This window comes from Anabaena azotica FACHB-119, from assembly GCF_014697625.1.
Taxonomy (GTDB): domain Bacteria; phylum Cyanobacteriota; class Cyanobacteriia; order Cyanobacteriales; family Nostocaceae; genus Trichormus; species Trichormus azoticus_A.
The window spans coordinates 1-16,485 of the sequence record NZ_JACJSG010000043.1 but is presented as its reverse complement, the minus strand read 5'-3'; the positions used below and the strand labels follow the sequence as shown (position 1 = coordinate 16,485).

Here is a 16,485-nt window from a genome sequence, read left to right as displayed (position 1 = left end):
TCATACAATCAGAGAAAAAAGATTATTGTGTTTCAAAGCCTCTCCCCCCCGTGGGGGAGCCAGTTGCGTGGGCGGGTTTCCCGACTTGAGCAAACTGGCGTGAGAGGTTTGGAGAGGGGTCAAAATCTCTGCTACAAAACGAAAAATCAAGACTGTTAACAATTCAAAATTCGCGCATTCAAAATTCGCGCATTAAAGACATTTTGCCTACGGCACGCTACGCGAACAGTCGGGGATTTAAACCCCGACTGAAACTGATACTACGTATAGACGTAGGGGTCTTAAACCCTTTTATTTACGATAAATTTTTCTTTTTTCCTATGAAACCACCCTCTAAGGAGATGATTTATAAAGTAAACCTGAAATTTTCGGTTGCGTTAAGCGCTGCTTTAACGCACCGTATTTGCTGGTGCGTTACGGCTAATTCCTCATTTCGCCAACGCTCAAATCCTGACATAGCCGTAATACCAATTCTCCATGAAGTTGCGCCGAATAAACAATGTAGAGACGTTGCGTGCAACATCTCTACAGCGCTTTATAAATAGCCTCTAAGACTATCCATTACCCGGATTTTTCTCAACATTTGTGAGATTATTCATTTCTGTTTTTCTCAGCCCACTCACCTAAGCACAAAGACGCAAAGTTTTTATACTATCTAAATATAACATTTAACTGATTGCCGCATAGGTATTTTCTATACATATTAATGTGCTGATTAATTCTATTTTTGGACATATCAAATACAAAATATAATGCTTTTTTCCTATTAATATTTAAATTAATAATTATATTGGTATTTAATTACTTGTTAACTTAAACAAAAATATACTCAGGGTTGCTGTGAGTATATTTATTATGAATAAGTATCTCAATCGAGCTACCATACCGATATTGTAGAGATTGACTATCATAGAGTTAATAACTTTCAGATTAAGTTGATAGCATCGACTTAATCTGAACCTTAGCACATGGGTAAATTTATCATGGTGTCCCCCAAAATCCTAGTTGTTGAGGATGAAACAGCCCAAGGGTTAAATATTAAAAATACTTTAGAATCATTAGGTTATAATGTCTTGGATATTACAAATTCTAGTGAATCAGCAATTAAAAAGGTAGCCGACATCCACCCAAATTTAGTATTATTTGATATTCCCTTATCTCAGAAAAATCATGATTGGCATCTTGCCAATATTATTCAGAATGATTTCCATATACACGTTTTATATCTAACTGATTATTCAGATTATTTAAATTTACCTAAGAATCGAAAACATGAATTATGTAGCTATCTTTTGAAGCCGTTTTCAGAACAAGACTTACATTTGGCTGTAGAAATGGCTTTTAGTCAGTATCAATTTAATAAAAAAGAACAGGAAGAAAAAGAAAAAATGTCAGCAATTATTAACAGCATGGGCTGTGCAGTGGTTGTTACCTTTACAACTGGTCATATTCGTATGATGAACCCGATGGCGGAAAGGCTGACTGGTTGGATGCAGCAAGAAGCTTTTGGTAAAGATTTAGCAGAAGTTGTCAATCTGGTTGACCAGGATATGGACGAAGTAGTGAGTAATTTAGCTACACAAGTAATACAGACTGGTGAGATTGTCAGTTTACCAGAGAATTGTACGCTAATTTCTAGGGATGGTAGAGAAATACCTATAGGAGATAATATTGCACCTATTCGTGATCATGTCGGGAATATTACAGGCGCTGTGCTAGTTTTTCAAGACGTGACTCGACGTAAGCAAGGGGAAGTGCAATTACTCCACAATGCTTTTTATGATGGGTTGACAGGCTTACCCAATCAAGTTTTATTTTTAGATCGTCTCAAACTAGCAATTGAACGTAGCAAACGCCGCAGTGAATATCGTTTTGCAGTGTTATTTTTGGATTTAGATGGTTTTCAGGAAATTAACGATCGCTTTGGACATGGTATGGGCGATGATTTTTTAGTAGCGATCGCTCACAGGTTAGAATCATGTGTACGCAGTGGAGATACTGTAGGGCGGTTTGGTGGTGATGAATTTGCCGTCTTGTTAGAAGACATTCGCGATGTTAACGACGCTATCAACGTCGCTAAACGCATTCAGGACACTTTAGGATTACCCCTAACCCTGAACGGACAACAAATATTGACTACAGCCTGCATTGGTATTGCATTAAATAGCGATAGTTATGATGAACCAGAAGGCTTATTAAGAAATGCAGATCAGGCTATGTATCTTGCTAAACAAAAAGGGAAAGCACGTTATGGCGTATTTAATAGGGCAGAGAATAACTAGTATTCATATCTTCCCACAAGCGACTGAAGTCGCAGCTACAAGGACAAAACCCGCCTACGCGGGTTTCCAACTCTTGAATTTACGCGCTTTCCGCTTAGGTGGACTTGCTCATGTCTCCTGTTAAAAGTTAAGAGTGATATCTTAAAACTTGTATCCTCTGCCTAACCAATATAACCAATCGGCGATCGCTTCTTGGGTGTCCTCATCCACATCAATTGGCTCTATATCCGAAAGCTTGGCAGTATGTATATCATCTTCCTTTCCGCCGATATAAGCAACATCCACATACATATCTCTCAAACAATCATCCTCTGCAGCCATACCCAATACTTCCACAGGCTTTTCTTCAATGGTTGAAGTTTTGCGTGATTTCTTCTTCCACTTAGCCATAAAAGGAAAATCTATCATATCATCAAGGTAGTAGTACCACCCCATCGCTCTATCTTCTTTATCTTCAGCATCGACAATAATTTCTGTTTCAATCCGATGCTCTCTAGTTTCGTCGCGTTCAACACTAGCCATAACATACAGTCTTGGTCAATATACAGTTTGATATGGTAGCCTTTTGAGCCATATCTGTCGATAAGCCACCAATATGTCTTATTTGCAGGTTTCGCCCACTGTATCTCAAGTCTACCCAAACTTTCTCTACAGTGGAAACTGAAACCCTTATTGTAGTTGAATTTTTTTAGTGGCTCAGGTCTGACTTGAACAGACGACCCCAGGCTTATGAGTCCCGTGCTCTAACCAACTGAGCTACTGAGCCTTGTTTTTCACATATTTCTTAATATAGCTGATAAATTTCTTTTTGTCTAGTCCTGTGGACAAGTGATTTTCTTGGTCAGTTCAATCATCCTGGTGCGCTCAAGGTTTATGAAGCAGTCAAGATTATGACTAGCTACTCATGCTAAATTACAAAGGCTTGGTATTGGGAAACTCCGGTGAGATTCCGGGGCTGTGCCGCAACTGTAATGTAAAGGCAAAGAACTATTCCTTTGACTTTCCGAGTCAGAATGCCAATTCCAAGAGTATACAATCTACTCCCTGCGTCGCACGGGGAAGGAGTTCTCGTCTTGTTGTCGGCTTTTACACCTTGTCCAGGCTTATTTTATGCCACACCTGCCCAAGATGGAATTTTATCTCGGATCAGAATCCCAGGTGGCATGATTGATAGTAAACAATGTCAGGCGATCGCAGATATAGCTGACCAGTACGGCGGCGGTTATATTGATGTGACAAATCGTGCTAACATTCAAATCCGGGAAATCCGAGGAAATATAGATTCTCCAGTCCTGAAACAATTGCAAGATTTGGGCTTAGGTGCTAGCAATACAGGCGTAGACCAAATCCGTAACATTATGACCAGCCCCACGGCGGGGATTGACAAACATGAATTAATTGATACCCGCCCCTTCGTGAAAACCTGGGACAATTACATTAACGAACATTCTGCCTTAGCGGGACTATCGGCAAAATTTAGCGTGTGTTTTGATGGTGGTGGATTATCGGTAAGCGATCGCCCCAACGATATCACCTTTATTGCCATTTTAGTAGATGGTAGCGTTTACTTCCGCCTCTGTCTGAGTATGGGCGCAAAGGGAACCCCACCCGTTGACACCGGAATTTTATTATCCCCAACCGCATGTTTACCAGTCTTAGCAGCCTTAGCGGATGTTTATTTAGCTCATAGTGATATTAGCAGTCAACGCCAGCCCCGGCTGCGAGAGGTGATAAATAGCATAGGTTTAAACAGTTATCTTCAAGAAGCTGAAAAACGCTTACCTTTTGCACTGGAGAGAAAGAACCTAACCCCCCTACCCCCTTCCCTACAAGGGAAGGGGGAGAAAGAAAATCATTACTCACTACCAAGGAAGGGGGAGAAAGAAAATCATTACTCCCCTCTCCTTGTAGGAGAGGGGTTGGGGGAGAGGTCAACCAACTATCACCACATCGGCATCCATCCCCAACGGCAACAAGGCTTATACTACATTGGTATTGTCTTACCCCTTGGTCGCCTAGACACCAAACAGTTAAGAGGGTTAGCGCAATTATCTAGCAAATATGGCAGTGGAATCAGGTTAACACCTTGGCAGAATTTGCTGTTAACAGACATTGCCCAAGCACAACTTACTGATGTTCAGAATCAAATTCTTGGGTTAGGATTAGATTTCTCACCCGCAAATATTCAAAGTGGCTTGGTAGCTTGTTCAGGAAATCAAGGTTGTGCGGCGGCGGCTACCGATACTAAAGGTCATGCGCTGGCGTTAGCAGATTATTTACAATCTCTTGTCACCTTAGAACAGCCAGTAAATATCCACTTTAGCGGCTGTGAGAAATCCTGCGCCCAGCACAACAAGGGTGATATTACCTTACTTGGTGTTAATTATGGGACTGGGGAAAGGTATCAAGTTTTCGTGGGTGGCGGTGACAGCAAGGATAAATTCGGTCATCAACTCTACCAAGATGTGGCTGTGGCTGAATTGCCTACACTCATAGAAAGAATATTGAAGTTGTATAAAAGCCAACAACTAAATCCTGACGAATGCTTGGGGAAATTCGCTCATCGATATGGATATACCCAATTAAAACAGTTATTATCTCGCCCAAATCCCATGTCTGATTATATCCGCAATGCTAATGAAATCTACCGCCACTCCTTTGCTATTATCCGGTCGGAAGCAAACCTAGATATCCTACCGCCAGATATCGCTAAAGTTGCTGTCCGCCTCATCCATGCTTGTGGGATGACGGATATTGTCACAGATTTAGGATATTCTACAACGGCGGCGCAGGCAGGAAGGGCAGCATTAGCAGCAGGCGCACCAATTTTATGTGATTGTCGCATGGTAGCCGATGGGGTGACAAGGCGGCGTTTACCTGCCAACAACGAAGTTATCTGTACTTTGAATGAACCCCAAGTGCCAGAACTAGCGCAGAAGTTGGGGAATACGCGGTCGGCGGCGGCTTTGGAATTGTGGAAACCCCACATAAGAGGGGCAGTGGTCGCCATTGGTAACGCACCTACGGCCCTGTTTCGGCTGTTGGAAATGTTAGATGCGGGATGCCCCAAACCTGCGGTAATTTTAGGCTTTCCTGTGGGGTTTGTGGGGGCTGCAGAATCAAAAGCAGTATTGGCAGCAGATAGCCGGAATGTACCATTTATGACTTTACACGGTCGGCGGGGTGGAAGTGCGATCGCCGCCGCCGCAGTTAACGCCCTGGCAACGGAGGAAGAATAATATGTCAGCTAAAGGTCGTCTCTACGGGGTTGGTGTGGGGCCAGGAGACCCGGAACTATTGACTATCAAAGCATTGCGGCTAATTCAGTCTGTACCTGTAATTGCCTATCAATCAGCCACAGATAAAGAGAGTATAGCGCGAGCGATCGCCTCTTGTTATTTTACAGGCACACAAATCGAAGTCCCCTTTCACCTCCCCCGCGCCTTGGAACCAGAAAAAGCCAAGGAAATTTACGACAAGGAAGTAGAACCAATTGCCCAGCATCTCGCAGCCGGGCGGGATGTAGTAGTCTTGTGTGAAGGCGACCCTTTTTTCTACGGTTCCTTCATGTATGTATTTACACGCCTATCTGAACAGTACCAAACAGAAGTCGTCCCAGGCGTATCTTCCCTAATGGCTTGTCCCGTGTCCTTGGGCGTACCCTTCACCTACTACAACGATATTCTCACAGTCCTACCCGCACCCCTCCCCGCCGAAGAACTCACCACCCAGTTATTAACAACCGATGCAGCCGCCATTATGAAACTAGGTCGCCACTTTACTAAAGTGCGCGATATCTTACATCAATTAGGATTAGCATCACGGGCATTATATATCGAGCGGGCAACAATGGCGCAGCAAAGGATTGTGCCATTAGATGAAGTTAATCCGGCGGAAGTACCTTATTTTGCGATGATTGTTATACCTAGTAAAAATCGGTTGTAACTTGACCACATTGAATGAACATCACAATTTATCGGCGTTCATTTCCTCATACCTACTTCATGGCCCAAACTCCATCCCAATTCTCTGGCGGAGGTGTTTGTTGATAATTATAAGCGCGTTCTAAATGAATATTGACAGCTTGGTCTGTAGGTCGAATATGTTTAGCCAACTCAAAAGTGGCGATCGCCTGTGTAAAATTGCCAGATAAATAAGCAGTCCTGCCTGTATGATAGTGAAAGAGAAACTCTTGAGTCTTAGCATTCAAGGGACTAGTGCGATCGCTAATTAACTCGTAGATATTCACAGCTTGGTTTTTACCCTTAACCTTGATTCTATCTAACTGACGTACCCAAATGCGATCGCAGCACAGTCGATAAGTCGATTCGCTAATAATAATGTCACAGCCGTATTCTTTTGTCACAGTTTCCAAACGCGAACTTAAATTGACAGCATCCCCGATCACAGTGTAATCCATGCGTTTGTGAGAACCAATATTACCAGAAACCACTTCCCCAGAACTAATGCCAATACCAATCTTAATTTGTGGTTGTGCCTGAATGATACGCCTTTGATTAAACTCCTGCAAACGTTGACGCATATCTAAAGCTGACTGTAACGCTTGCCAAGCATGATTTTCCGTCAATGTTAGCGGCGCACCAAACACAGCCATTAAAGCATCACCAATGAATTTATCTAAAGTACCTTCATAGTTAAAAACAGCCTCAACCATTGTTTCAAAATACTGATTTAACAGTGATACAACCTCAGCCGCACCTAAATTTTCTGTAAGTGTAGTGTAGCCTCGGATATCGGAAAATAAAACCGTCACATCCTTGCGTTCACCCACCATCAACGCATCTTCCCCCAAAGCCATAACTTGTTCAGCTACATGAGGTGTTAGGTAGCGGTACATAGTAGTTTTCAGGCGTTTTTCTTGGCTGATATCTTCCAAAACCACCAAACCACCGCGCACGCCGCCTTCTGGGTTAGTCAGAGGGTTGATGGTAAGATTCAGACTGCGTTCTAAGATTTGTACCTCCTCCGGGGTGATAAACTTAGACTGAGGAGTTTGTGGTAAATTCCAAGGGAGAAAAATATCTGGGTTGGAGCGATCGCGCACCGTCAAAATAGAGTAATCTAGAGTTTCATGTACAACCCGACCTTCAGATTGTGGTAGTTGATAAAGCCCTACCGTCAAACTTTGCTCTGGTACATAATGTCTAGCACCACTTTTCAAACTATCTTCTAAACGTATCTGCAAATTATCAATTGGTACAATCTCCCAAACTAGACGACCAATTAAATTTTGTTCCCACAGCAGCTTATTACTCTTATTATTCGCATCTCCCAAAGGACAACCCAATAATTCCAACGCCGCATCATTAATAGTGACAATTCTTCCCGCCATATCTGTAGAAATTACAGCATCTGACAGGCTTTGCAAAATGTCTTTTTGATATTGTTTTTCTAACAATACATTTTCAAATAAACGAGCATTTTCTAAAGCAATTCCTGCCTGAATATTAAAAGCCCGCATAAACTCTTCATCAGAAGCCGTAAAACTTCCTTGTTGCTTATTAATTAACTGAGTTACACCTATTAATTCATTTGCAGAATTAAACACAGGCAAACACAAAATATTGCGAGTTAAATAACCTGTTTTTCTATCTGTTGATGGGTCAAAACGCGGGTCTTTATAGGCATCAGGAATATTCAACGCTTCACCTGTAGAAGCCACATAGCCAACAATACCACGGTTAGCAGGCATCCGAATTTCCATTAAATTCGATATGTCTGCTGCTGCTACCTTAGTCCACAGTTCCCCCATCTCTTTACGATAAAGGAACAATGTACTGCGGTCTGCCTGCATTAAAATACGTGCTTGTTCCATCACTATTTGCAAAGTAGCTTCTAAATCTAAACTTTGTCCTAGTGTTTGTGTAGCACGTAAAAGCGCAGTCGCTCCCCGTTGGTTACGCGCTGCCACATAAAAAGATTGACAGGTTTCTAATATAATGCCAATAGAAGCAACAAAGTCCCGAAAACACTCCTCATCATCTTGATTAAATGGAATATTTCCAGTTTTATTTGCCAGTTGTACTACCGCCACAACCTGATTTTTGCTACTAACAACAGGCATACATAAAATATTATAAATTTTATAGCCCATTTGTTTTTCTAACTCTGGGCTAAATAGAGGATGAGTAGCAGTTTCCGAAATATTCAGACATTGACCAGTGCTAGCAACATGACCAGGAATTCCTACAGTAATAGGCGTGCGAATTTCTAGAAACTTCTGCCCATTATCCTGCGGAACTTTTGACCACAACTGACCTTTATCATAATCTACCAAAAAAATAGCAGTATATTCTGCTTGGAGGATTTGACCAATTTTGAGTGTAATTGCTTCTAATACTTTTTCCAACATATTCTCTAGAGCCTCATTATTAATGAGTTCAATTGCTCTAAGAAACTGTTGAAATTCAGCAGTAATAAAGTCTAGTAAGCAAACAAATTCGTTAACAGAAAGGTCTTTGACCCGACGCAACAAAGAGTGAGTCCGATTAACTTGAGTCAGTTCTGTTAATGAAGCCAAAACGCTACCAGCATTAGGAAGAGTCATTTGTTATTGGTCATTATTTATTCTTCTCTGCTGTTCCCCTCCTGGGAGGGGTTAGGGGTGGGTTTCTCCCTCATCTCCCTGTTCCCCTCCTGGGAGGCAGGGTGTTTCATACAAAAAAAGAAAAATTTATAAGTTCTGATTTCTGGTGTTGTAGCAGAGATTTTGCCCCCTCTCCAAACCTCTCCCCCACGGGGGGAGAGGCTTTGAAACACAATAATCTTTTTTCTCTGATTGTATGAAACCACCCTGCCCTGTTCCCCTCCTGGGAGGGGTTAGGGGTGGGTTACTCCCTCATCTCCCCAGTCCCCAGTCCCCAGTCCCTAACCCCTCTTCTTTTCCCCAAATATCACCTTTTGATAATAATCCTGTAACTGACGTGTAGCAGCAGCCCATCCCCATCTTTCTGCTTCCTTACGGGCATTTTGCCGAATTGTATCACGTTCTTGTTGGTTTTCCAAAAGGCGAATAGTTGCATTAATCGCATCTTGAATGTCGGCTTTCGGGTCAAATAGATAGCCATTTACCCCATCTGTGACAATATCAGGAATACCACCAGAACGAGCAGCTACTACAGGACAGCCAGCCGCCATTGCTTCTAACAATACTAAACCCAATGTTTCTGTACGCGAGGGAAAGATAAAAGCATCAGCACTAGCAAAAGCCGCACCTAATTCAGCCCCCATCAGATAGCCGACAAAGTTGGTATTTGTGAGAGCAAAGTGTTTTTCTAATGCTTGGCGGTGAGGCCCGTCTCCTACCAGTGCTAATCGCGCTTGGGGAATTGCTTCTAAAATGGGTTTAATGCGCTCAATTTCTTTTTCGGCGGAAAGACGACCCACGTACAATAATAGAGGGCTTTCTGGATGATTTTGCGAGAGATGCGATCGCATCTCTACACTAGCTAAATCAGGCTGGAATAATTCTGTATCAACTCCCCTCTGCCATAAATCCACCCGTTCAATACCATGCGCTGATAGTTCCTCCATCATCGCCGTCGAAGTACAAAGATTCAAAGCAGCTTGGTTATGCCCAGCTTTTAACAGTTCCCACAACAACCCCTCTAGCATCCCCAAGCCGTAATGCTGGAGATACTGTGGCAAATGGGTATGATAAGAAGCAACTAAAGGAATTTTCTGGACTTTACTATAAAAAATACCTGATAAACCCAAAACTGCCGGATTGACAACATGAATAATATCTGGTCGAAATTCTTCCAGGGCGGAACCAATGGCTGGGCGAGGAAGTGCCATTTTTAACTCTGGATACAGAGGCAAGGGAAAGCCACTAACCCCGTAAACTTTCGCTCCTTTATGTTCCGTAATTCCCCCATCAGGGGCAACCACTAACACTTGATTTCCCAAACGTTGTAAATGGTCAACGGTGTGGCGCAGGCGTGTCACAATGCCGTCAACTTTAGGTAAAAAAGTTTCGGTGAATAGGGCAATTCTCATACAAAATCATTCAATCCAAGCAGATAATCCCAACTGCTGTTGAATTTTGGGATCTACAACAGAGTAAACCTTCTCCCGTAGTGTAATCAATTGGTGTTTTAAAAAAGGCTGTAGAGACGTTGCTTGCAACGTCTCTACACAATTTACAGGGTGCAGTTTCTGATCGCATTGGTGTCAGAATTAAAGATAAACTCTACCCCTATACCCTTATACCCTTACACCCTTACACCCTTACACCTACTAATTTCTATGCCAAGAGACTTTGGGTAAAATTTGCTTTTGATCAACTCGTGTTTGATACTTAACAGCAAAGTTTAGCAAAGAATCCAGCAGAGAATCAGATAGATAGTGAGGCTGTAGACCTAAATCAAGCAATTTGGTGTTTTTAGCGTTGAAGTAATGTTCTTCTTTCTCAACTCTGGGATTAGCTAGGTTGTTGATTTCTACATTCAACCCTAAAGCATTCCCGGCTTTTTTTACCATTAATGCCAAGTCGCCAACGCTAAATAGTTCGGTAAATTGGTTGAATACGCGGAATTCGCCAGCTTGGGCTGGGTTGGCGATCGCTAATTCCACACACCGCACCGTATCCCGAATATCCAAGAAACCCCTTGTTTGTCCACCTTTACCATAAACAGTCAAGGGATGACCAATAGCCGCTTGAATACAAAAACGATTCAACGCCGTACCAAACACACCATCATAATCCAGGCGGTTGATTAACAGTTCGTCCATCCCCGTTTCTTCGGTGAGAACGCCGTAAACCACACCTTGGTTCAAGTCTGTCGCCCGTAACCCCCAAATTCTGCAAGCAAAATGGATGTTATGGCTATCATGAACTTTACTCAAATGATACATTGAGCCGGGCTGTTTGGGGTAAGGTAGAGTATCCTTACGCCCATTATGTTCAATTGTGATATAGCCTTCTTCGATATCAATATTGGGTGTGCCGTATTCCCCCATTGTTCCCAATTTTACTAGGTGACAGTCAGGGAAATCTTCCTTCATGGCATACAGCAAGTTCAACGTACCCACAACGTTATTCACCTGGGTAAGAACTGCGTGTTCACGGTCAATCATCGAAAATGGTGCTGAACGCTGTTCACCAAAATGGACAATGGCATTCGGCTCAAATTTATGCAACGCTTTCTGGAGAAATTCATAGTTGGTAATATCGCCAACAAACAGGTCAATAGATTTACCTGTTAAATCCTGCCAGCGCTGGAGACGTTGCTGAATTGGTGCGATGGGAGTCAGAGTTTCGATACCCAGTTCATTATCCCAGTGCCGACGCACCAAACTATCTAATATTCCAACTTCATAACCACGACTGGAAAGATATAGTGCGGTTGCCCAACCGCAATACCCATCACCACCAATAACTAGGACTTTCATTTTCACCAGTTGATACTCGTTGTTAGCTAAATCTACCAGTTTTCTGTACCCGCTCACTCATCATTCTGGTGGATGTGTCAGTTGTCAGTTATCAGTGAACAGTTATCAGTGAACAGTTATCAAGCGTATAGTGGGAGGTTAAGACCAGAAGAGCCACTTAAGCTAGAATCAATTGCTGTGGTGTTTTTCCCAAAAATTAACTGATAACTGATAACTGATAACTGATTAAGTTCCTCACCTCCTCCCCACCCGATACTGTTGGGCAATGTAATAGAACAGTGGATAGTAGTTGGAAAATTCTTGACTTGGGCTTTTTCCTTGCCAGTGGTAGTCTATCTGATTCTGATTTAATTTAAGTTTCATCGAACTCATGGTGTTTCCCGTTTCCACTAACAGCAATCCCCTTAAACCTTGCGTAGTTTGAAAGTTATAGCTAGCCGATGTCTCACTATCTTCAGTCATTGATGGTGATAACTGATTACTTGCCCATCCGCGAATTTCTACATTGCTATTTCGGGGTGAGACAAAGGCAATGCCATCATCATTTGTAGGCGCAGTTAATGAGTTCCAGTTGCTGGGATAGGGAAACTCAAAGCCATAGCGTGAATTACTGTAAGTTTTCCAGCCAATACTAGTGATATCCAAGGTTGTACTACAACCCCACAGCGTTAAGCACAAAGCAAAAAGACAATATGCTTTGCCATTTAACGTTACTCTAAGAGTTTTTTGCAACAAAGTGTAAATAAATACTAATAATTTATGTAAGTTTACTAAAAAAAAATTTAGTAATTTATTAAGTTTTGCCACTGATAACTCATAAAAGTAAATCATCTGAGCCAATTTATCAGCCATTTGATTTCAGGCATAATTCATTTAGCGTTAGTTTCTTAAATAACATATAGCAATAAGATTATTTTCTAACAAACTCGTCTATATTGTAAAGAAGTATTACAAAATAGCTGTCAAAGCGTCTTACTGTCTTGACAACCAAGCGGGCAATCGATAACGTAATATACATACCCGGGTAAGACCATTGAAAAGTTATATGCAAACTAAGCAAAAGGTTACGTTATATCTATCGCCAGAACTGCACAAGAAGCTGAAGATTCGTTCAGCGATTGAATCCGAACATATGTCAGACCTAGCTGAACGCGCCCTTGATTTTTACTTAACTAACTCAGAATTAGTTGAGGAGTTAGAGGCTTCAGCTTACGGAAGAACTCATCGAGTCTATTCATGTCCCACTTGTGAAAGTTCATTGGTGTTGCGTGATGGGGAATTGATTGGTTTAGGAAACCAACCAGGATTAGTCGGTCAAGATCATCTTCCTATTGATGAAATGGCTGAAGCGGAAACCCATCCCAAGGGTGAGGAAGAATTGGTTCCTTGCTAGGTACGAATTAGATAAGGAAATCATAATTCGGTTGTTGTCACAAACAAAACGATGTCTTTACTGTACTAGGGTCTCAAGCAGGTCGATTTATGAAAGAAGAGCTCAATATTCTCATCCAAGCTCAATACCCACTAATCTACCTTGTGACCTCCGAGGAAGAGCGGGCAGAGCAGGCAATTTCCACAATCGCCCAAGTGTTAAGGCCCCAACGCCGAGTGTATGTTTGGACAGTAACTCATGGCATCGTGGAGTATGGTCAACCCCGTGCTAACCCACATAATACCGTTTCACCGGAGGCGGCGATTGATTGGGTGATGCGGCAAAAAGAACCTGGTATATTTATTTTTAAAGATTTACATCCATTTATTGATGCTGCTGCGACTACAAGGTCATTAAGAGATGCGATCGCCAGCTTCAAAGGTACGCAAAAGAACATCATTTTGATGTCACCGATGCAGCAAGTACCAATAGAACTGGAAAAAGAAGTAGTCGTCTTAGATTTCCAATTACCAGATATGTCTGAGTTAAACAAAGTTTTAACTCAACACCTAGACCAAAATCGTGGTAGACGCTTAACCACAGAAGCGCGGGAAAAACTGCTCAGAGCAGCTTTAGGCTTAACTAAAGATGAAGCTGAGAAAGTATATCGCAAAGCCCAGGTCACTACAGGGCGTTTGACAGAAGAAGAAGTAGATATAGTTCTATCTGAGAAAAAGCAACTCATCCGGCGTAATGGCATCCTAGAATACATCGAAGAAGATGAAACCATAGACGCTGTAGGTGGCTTAGAAGAATTAAAGAAATGGCTCAAACAACGCTCGAATGCGTTTACCGAAAGAGCTAGAGAATATGGTCTACCCCAACCAAAAGGGATGTTAATTTTAGGTGTTCCTGGTTGTGGTAAGTCATTAATCGCCAAAACAACATCCCGCCTGTGGGGTTTACCCCTGTTGCGTTTGGATATGGGGCGAGTTTACGACGGCTCAATGGTAGGGCGAAGTGAAGCTAATCTGCGTAACGCCCTCAAAACAGCAGAATCTATCTCACCTGCGATTCTGTTCATTGACGAATTAGATAAATCTTTTGCTGGTAGCGCTGGGTCTGGTGACTCCGATGGTGGCACATCCAGCAGAATATTTGGGTCTTTCCTCACATGGATGCAGGAGAAAAAATCTCCAGTTTTTGTCATGGCGACAGCCAACCGCGTAGAACGCTTACCTGGAGAATTTTTGAGGAAGGGTCGTTTTGATGAAATTTTCTTTGTGGATCTGCCCACACCCGAAGAAAGGAGTGATATATTCAAGATCCACCTGAATAAACGTCGGGAAGAGATATCTAGGTTTGATTTGGAGCAACTCGCCAAGATGTCTGACGGATTTTCCGGGGCAGAAATTGAACAAGCACTGGTTGCGGCAATGTACGAAGCATTTGCCCAAGACCGCGAGTTCACCCAACTAGATATTATTGCTGCGCTCAAAGCTACATTGCCACTGTCTCGCACGATGCAAGAACAGGTAACAGCCCTCAGAGACTGGGCTAGACAGAGGGCAAGACCCGCCGCAGCCTCCGTTGCTGAATACCAGCGTATGGAGTTCTAAAAGCTTTCCCTTGCTACCCAAGGGGAAAGGCTAGCCCCCAAAGCTAGCAGTTACGAGAAAAAAGCCGTTCCCAAATATGCGCGGCTTCCCTGAAAACAAACGTTGTCCTTTTTCTCAATCTTCTCACTGGAGGAAACCCAAATGTCTCACTTTAGCACTCTTCGCACCAAAATCACCGATGCCGAAATCCTCAAAGCTTCTTTGCGCGACCTGGGCATCTCAGTAAAAACTGAAGCTGATGTTCGTGGTTACAATGGTCAGCGCGTTCGTTCAGACATCGTTGCAGTTTTGGAAGGCGAATACGATTTAGGTTGGTCTCGCAATAGCGATGGTTCCTTCGACCTCATCGCTGACCTGTGGGGCGTTGCTAAAAAGCACAACCAAACCGAGTTAATCAACTCCATCAACCAAAAATACGCTGTTAACAAAACCTTGGCTGAAGTAAAACAGCGCGGTCTGCAAAACGCCAACGTGAAATTAGTATTGCAATAACAATTTCTCTGCGCGTTCCCAAAGCTGCACGGGTTAACCAAGTCATAGCGGTTAGCCCGCTTTTTTATGTTGTTAAATACACCCAATAATTTAGTTAGTAGTGGACTGGCAAGGCTAAAATGTGGCAATAGGTTTGGATAAATTTGAACGCAGATGAACGCAGATGAACGCAGATGAACAAGATGATAGATTTTTCGCTAATGCACAAGTTTAGGCTTGCCACGCCAGTAGGGTGCGTTAGTATGAGTATTTTCTTGGTATGGCTGGGGTTTCTTCTACTAACGCACCCTAAATTTTGGATATTTTTTATCTGGAAGTACCTAAGTATATAAAAAATATAAAATGTAATTCTTAAATACCAGGGATTTTGGATTTTTGCAACAAGTCTGTCAATTTCACAAATTCCAGGGAATACTAGGGAGATGTTGTTTACTCTTATATGTTCCTATGGGTCAGTTATTTCAGCGTCTACGTAATTGGGTGATATTCAGCTTACTATGCTTAGTTTTCAGTTGGTCTTTTCCTGCACAAGCAGCTAGCCGCGCTAGTTCTCAACTAGAACAACAAGTTATACAGATTCTGCGCGAACACCCGGAAGTAATTATCGAATCTGTTCAAGCCTATCAGCAGCAACAGCAACAAAAAGTAAACCAAGCAAGGGAAGAATTTTTACAAGAATTAAAAACAAACACTCAAGCTGTGATTGGTGATTCTCCTACTACGAGTGCGGCTGAGTCAAAGGCTGTATTAGTAGAATTTTCTGATTTTCAATGTCCCTATTGTGCTGAGGCGCATAAAACTTTGAAAGGAATTCTAGCAAAGCATCCGGGTGAAGTAAAGCTAGTTTACAAGCATTTACCTTTGATATCCATTCATGAGCAAGCTTTGCCAGCAGCAAGGGCGGCTTGGGCGGCAAATCAGCAAGGTAAGTTCTGGGAATATCATGATGCTTTGTTTAGCAATCAAAAGCAACTTGGTGAAGCTTTGTATTTAGATATTGCCAAAAAACTCGACCTCGATTTAGAAAAGTTTAACAGCGATCGCCCTCTTGCGGATGCCGCAATTACTCAAGATATCCAACTAGCTCAAACATTGGGTGTTGCTGGTACACCTTTCTTTGTGATGAATAGTAAAACCTTCTCTGGTGGTATACAACTATCAGATGTAGAAAGCAAATTGGCTGAGGCTAGTTATTGAACCTCACAGGACTTGAAGTCGCGTGATTCCTGCTTCAACGATCTCTGCCGGAATTACTTCAGGACTTACAAGTTCTCCACAGGCGTTTTTGATAACCTCCGGCGTACCG

12 protein-coding genes, 1 tRNA gene, 1 pseudogene and 1 riboswitch are annotated in these 16,485 nt (G+C 42.5%); of the genes and pseudogenes, 8 read left to right on the top strand and 6 right to left on the bottom strand.

Features of this window, described 5'->3' with window-relative positions; all coding sequences use genetic code 11:
- Positions 1-983 precede the first annotated feature (983 nt).
- Complete coding sequence (locus tag H6G83_RS25830) at positions 984-2,282, top strand: diguanylate cyclase domain-containing protein (RefSeq protein ID WP_190477416.1); 1,299 nt, start codon at positions 984-986, stop codon at positions 2,280-2,282.
- 141 nt (positions 2,283-2,423) lie between these two features.
- Here H6G83_RS25830 and H6G83_RS25825 read toward each other — a convergent pair whose 3' ends face one another.
- Together H6G83_RS25825 and H6G83_RS25820 are read right to left on the bottom strand one after the other, a co-directional pair.
- Positions 2,424-2,804, bottom strand: a complete 381-nt coding sequence (locus tag H6G83_RS25825; RefSeq protein WP_190477311.1) for a calcium-binding protein — start codon at positions 2,802-2,804, stop codon at positions 2,424-2,426.
- A gap of 170 nt (positions 2,805-2,974) precedes the next feature.
- Positions 2,975-3,048: transfer RNA gene (locus tag H6G83_RS25820), tRNA-Met, on the bottom strand.
- Between the two features lie 155 nt (positions 3,049-3,203).
- Positions 3,204-3,309, top strand: a riboswitch (adenosylcobalamin-variant (AdoCbl-variant) riboswitch).
- Here H6G83_RS25820 and cobG point away from each other — a divergent pair.
- From cobG to H6G83_RS25810, 3 genes and pseudogenes are all read left to right on the top strand, one after another.
- A pseudogene (gene cobG / locus H6G83_RS25815) lies at positions 3,296-4,870 on the top strand (precorrin-3B synthase); the annotation flags it as partial. (Overlaps the previous riboswitch by 14 nt.)
- Positions 4,871-4,894: 24 nt before the next feature.
- Complete coding sequence (locus tag H6G83_RS35540) at positions 4,895-5,521, top strand: precorrin-8X methylmutase (RefSeq protein WP_242044811.1); 627 nt, start codon at positions 4,895-4,897, stop codon at positions 5,519-5,521.
- A gap of 1 nt (position 5,522) precedes the next feature.
- Positions 5,523-6,227, top strand: a complete 705-nt coding sequence (locus H6G83_RS25810) for a precorrin-2 C(20)-methyltransferase (RefSeq protein ID WP_190477307.1) — start codon at positions 5,523-5,525, stop codon at positions 6,225-6,227.
- Between the two features lie 52 nt (positions 6,228-6,279).
- On the opposite strand, the gene H6G83_RS25805 is transcribed toward H6G83_RS25810, so the two are convergent.
- The 4 genes from H6G83_RS25805 to H6G83_RS25790 form a co-directional block, all read right to left on the bottom strand.
- Positions 6,280-8,850 carry a GAF domain-containing protein gene (locus H6G83_RS25805; protein ID WP_190477305.1) on the bottom strand — a complete coding sequence of 857 codons (2,571 nt, stop codon included), beginning with the start codon at positions 8,848-8,850 and terminating at the stop codon, positions 6,280-6,282.
- 320 nt (positions 8,851-9,170) lie between these two features.
- Complete coding sequence (locus tag H6G83_RS25800) at positions 9,171-10,301, bottom strand: glycosyltransferase family 4 protein (protein ID WP_190477303.1); 1,131 nt, start codon at positions 10,299-10,301, stop codon at positions 9,171-9,173.
- A 240-nt stretch (positions 10,302-10,541) separates the two neighbouring features.
- On the bottom strand, positions 10,542-11,696 hold the full coding sequence (locus tag H6G83_RS25795) for an NAD-dependent epimerase/dehydratase family protein (RefSeq protein ID WP_190477414.1): 1,155 nt from the start codon (positions 11,694-11,696) through the stop codon (positions 10,542-10,544).
- 234 nt (positions 11,697-11,930) lie between these two features.
- The gene (locus H6G83_RS25790; RefSeq protein ID WP_242044810.1) at positions 11,931-12,548 is read right to left on the bottom strand and encodes a hypothetical protein; all 618 of its coding nucleotides are present in this window, start codon (positions 12,546-12,548) and stop codon (positions 11,931-11,933) included.
- Between the two features lie 193 nt (positions 12,549-12,741).
- Between H6G83_RS25790 and H6G83_RS25785 the strand changes: the two genes are divergently transcribed.
- From H6G83_RS25785 to H6G83_RS25770, 4 genes are all read left to right on the top strand, one after another.
- Positions 12,742-13,089, top strand: a complete 348-nt coding sequence (locus H6G83_RS25785; RefSeq protein WP_190477301.1) for a hypothetical protein — start codon at positions 12,742-12,744, stop codon at positions 13,087-13,089.
- 89 nt (positions 13,090-13,178) lie between these two features.
- The gene (ycf46, locus tag H6G83_RS25780) at positions 13,179-14,687 is read left to right on the top strand and encodes a stress-responsive protein Ycf46 (RefSeq protein WP_190477298.1); all 1,509 of its coding nucleotides are present in this window, start codon (positions 13,179-13,181) and stop codon (positions 14,685-14,687) included.
- 141 nt (positions 14,688-14,828) lie between these two features.
- Positions 14,829-15,179: a DUF1257 domain-containing protein gene (locus H6G83_RS25775; protein WP_015136553.1), complete on the top strand. Its 351-nt coding sequence runs from the start codon at positions 14,829-14,831 to the stop codon at positions 15,177-15,179.
- Positions 15,180-15,626: 447 nt separating this feature from the next.
- A complete protein-coding gene (locus H6G83_RS25770; protein ID WP_190477296.1) occupies positions 15,627-16,376 on the top strand; it encodes a DsbA family protein in 750 nt (249 codons plus the stop codon).
- The last annotated feature ends 109 nt before the right edge of the window (positions 16,377-16,485 follow it).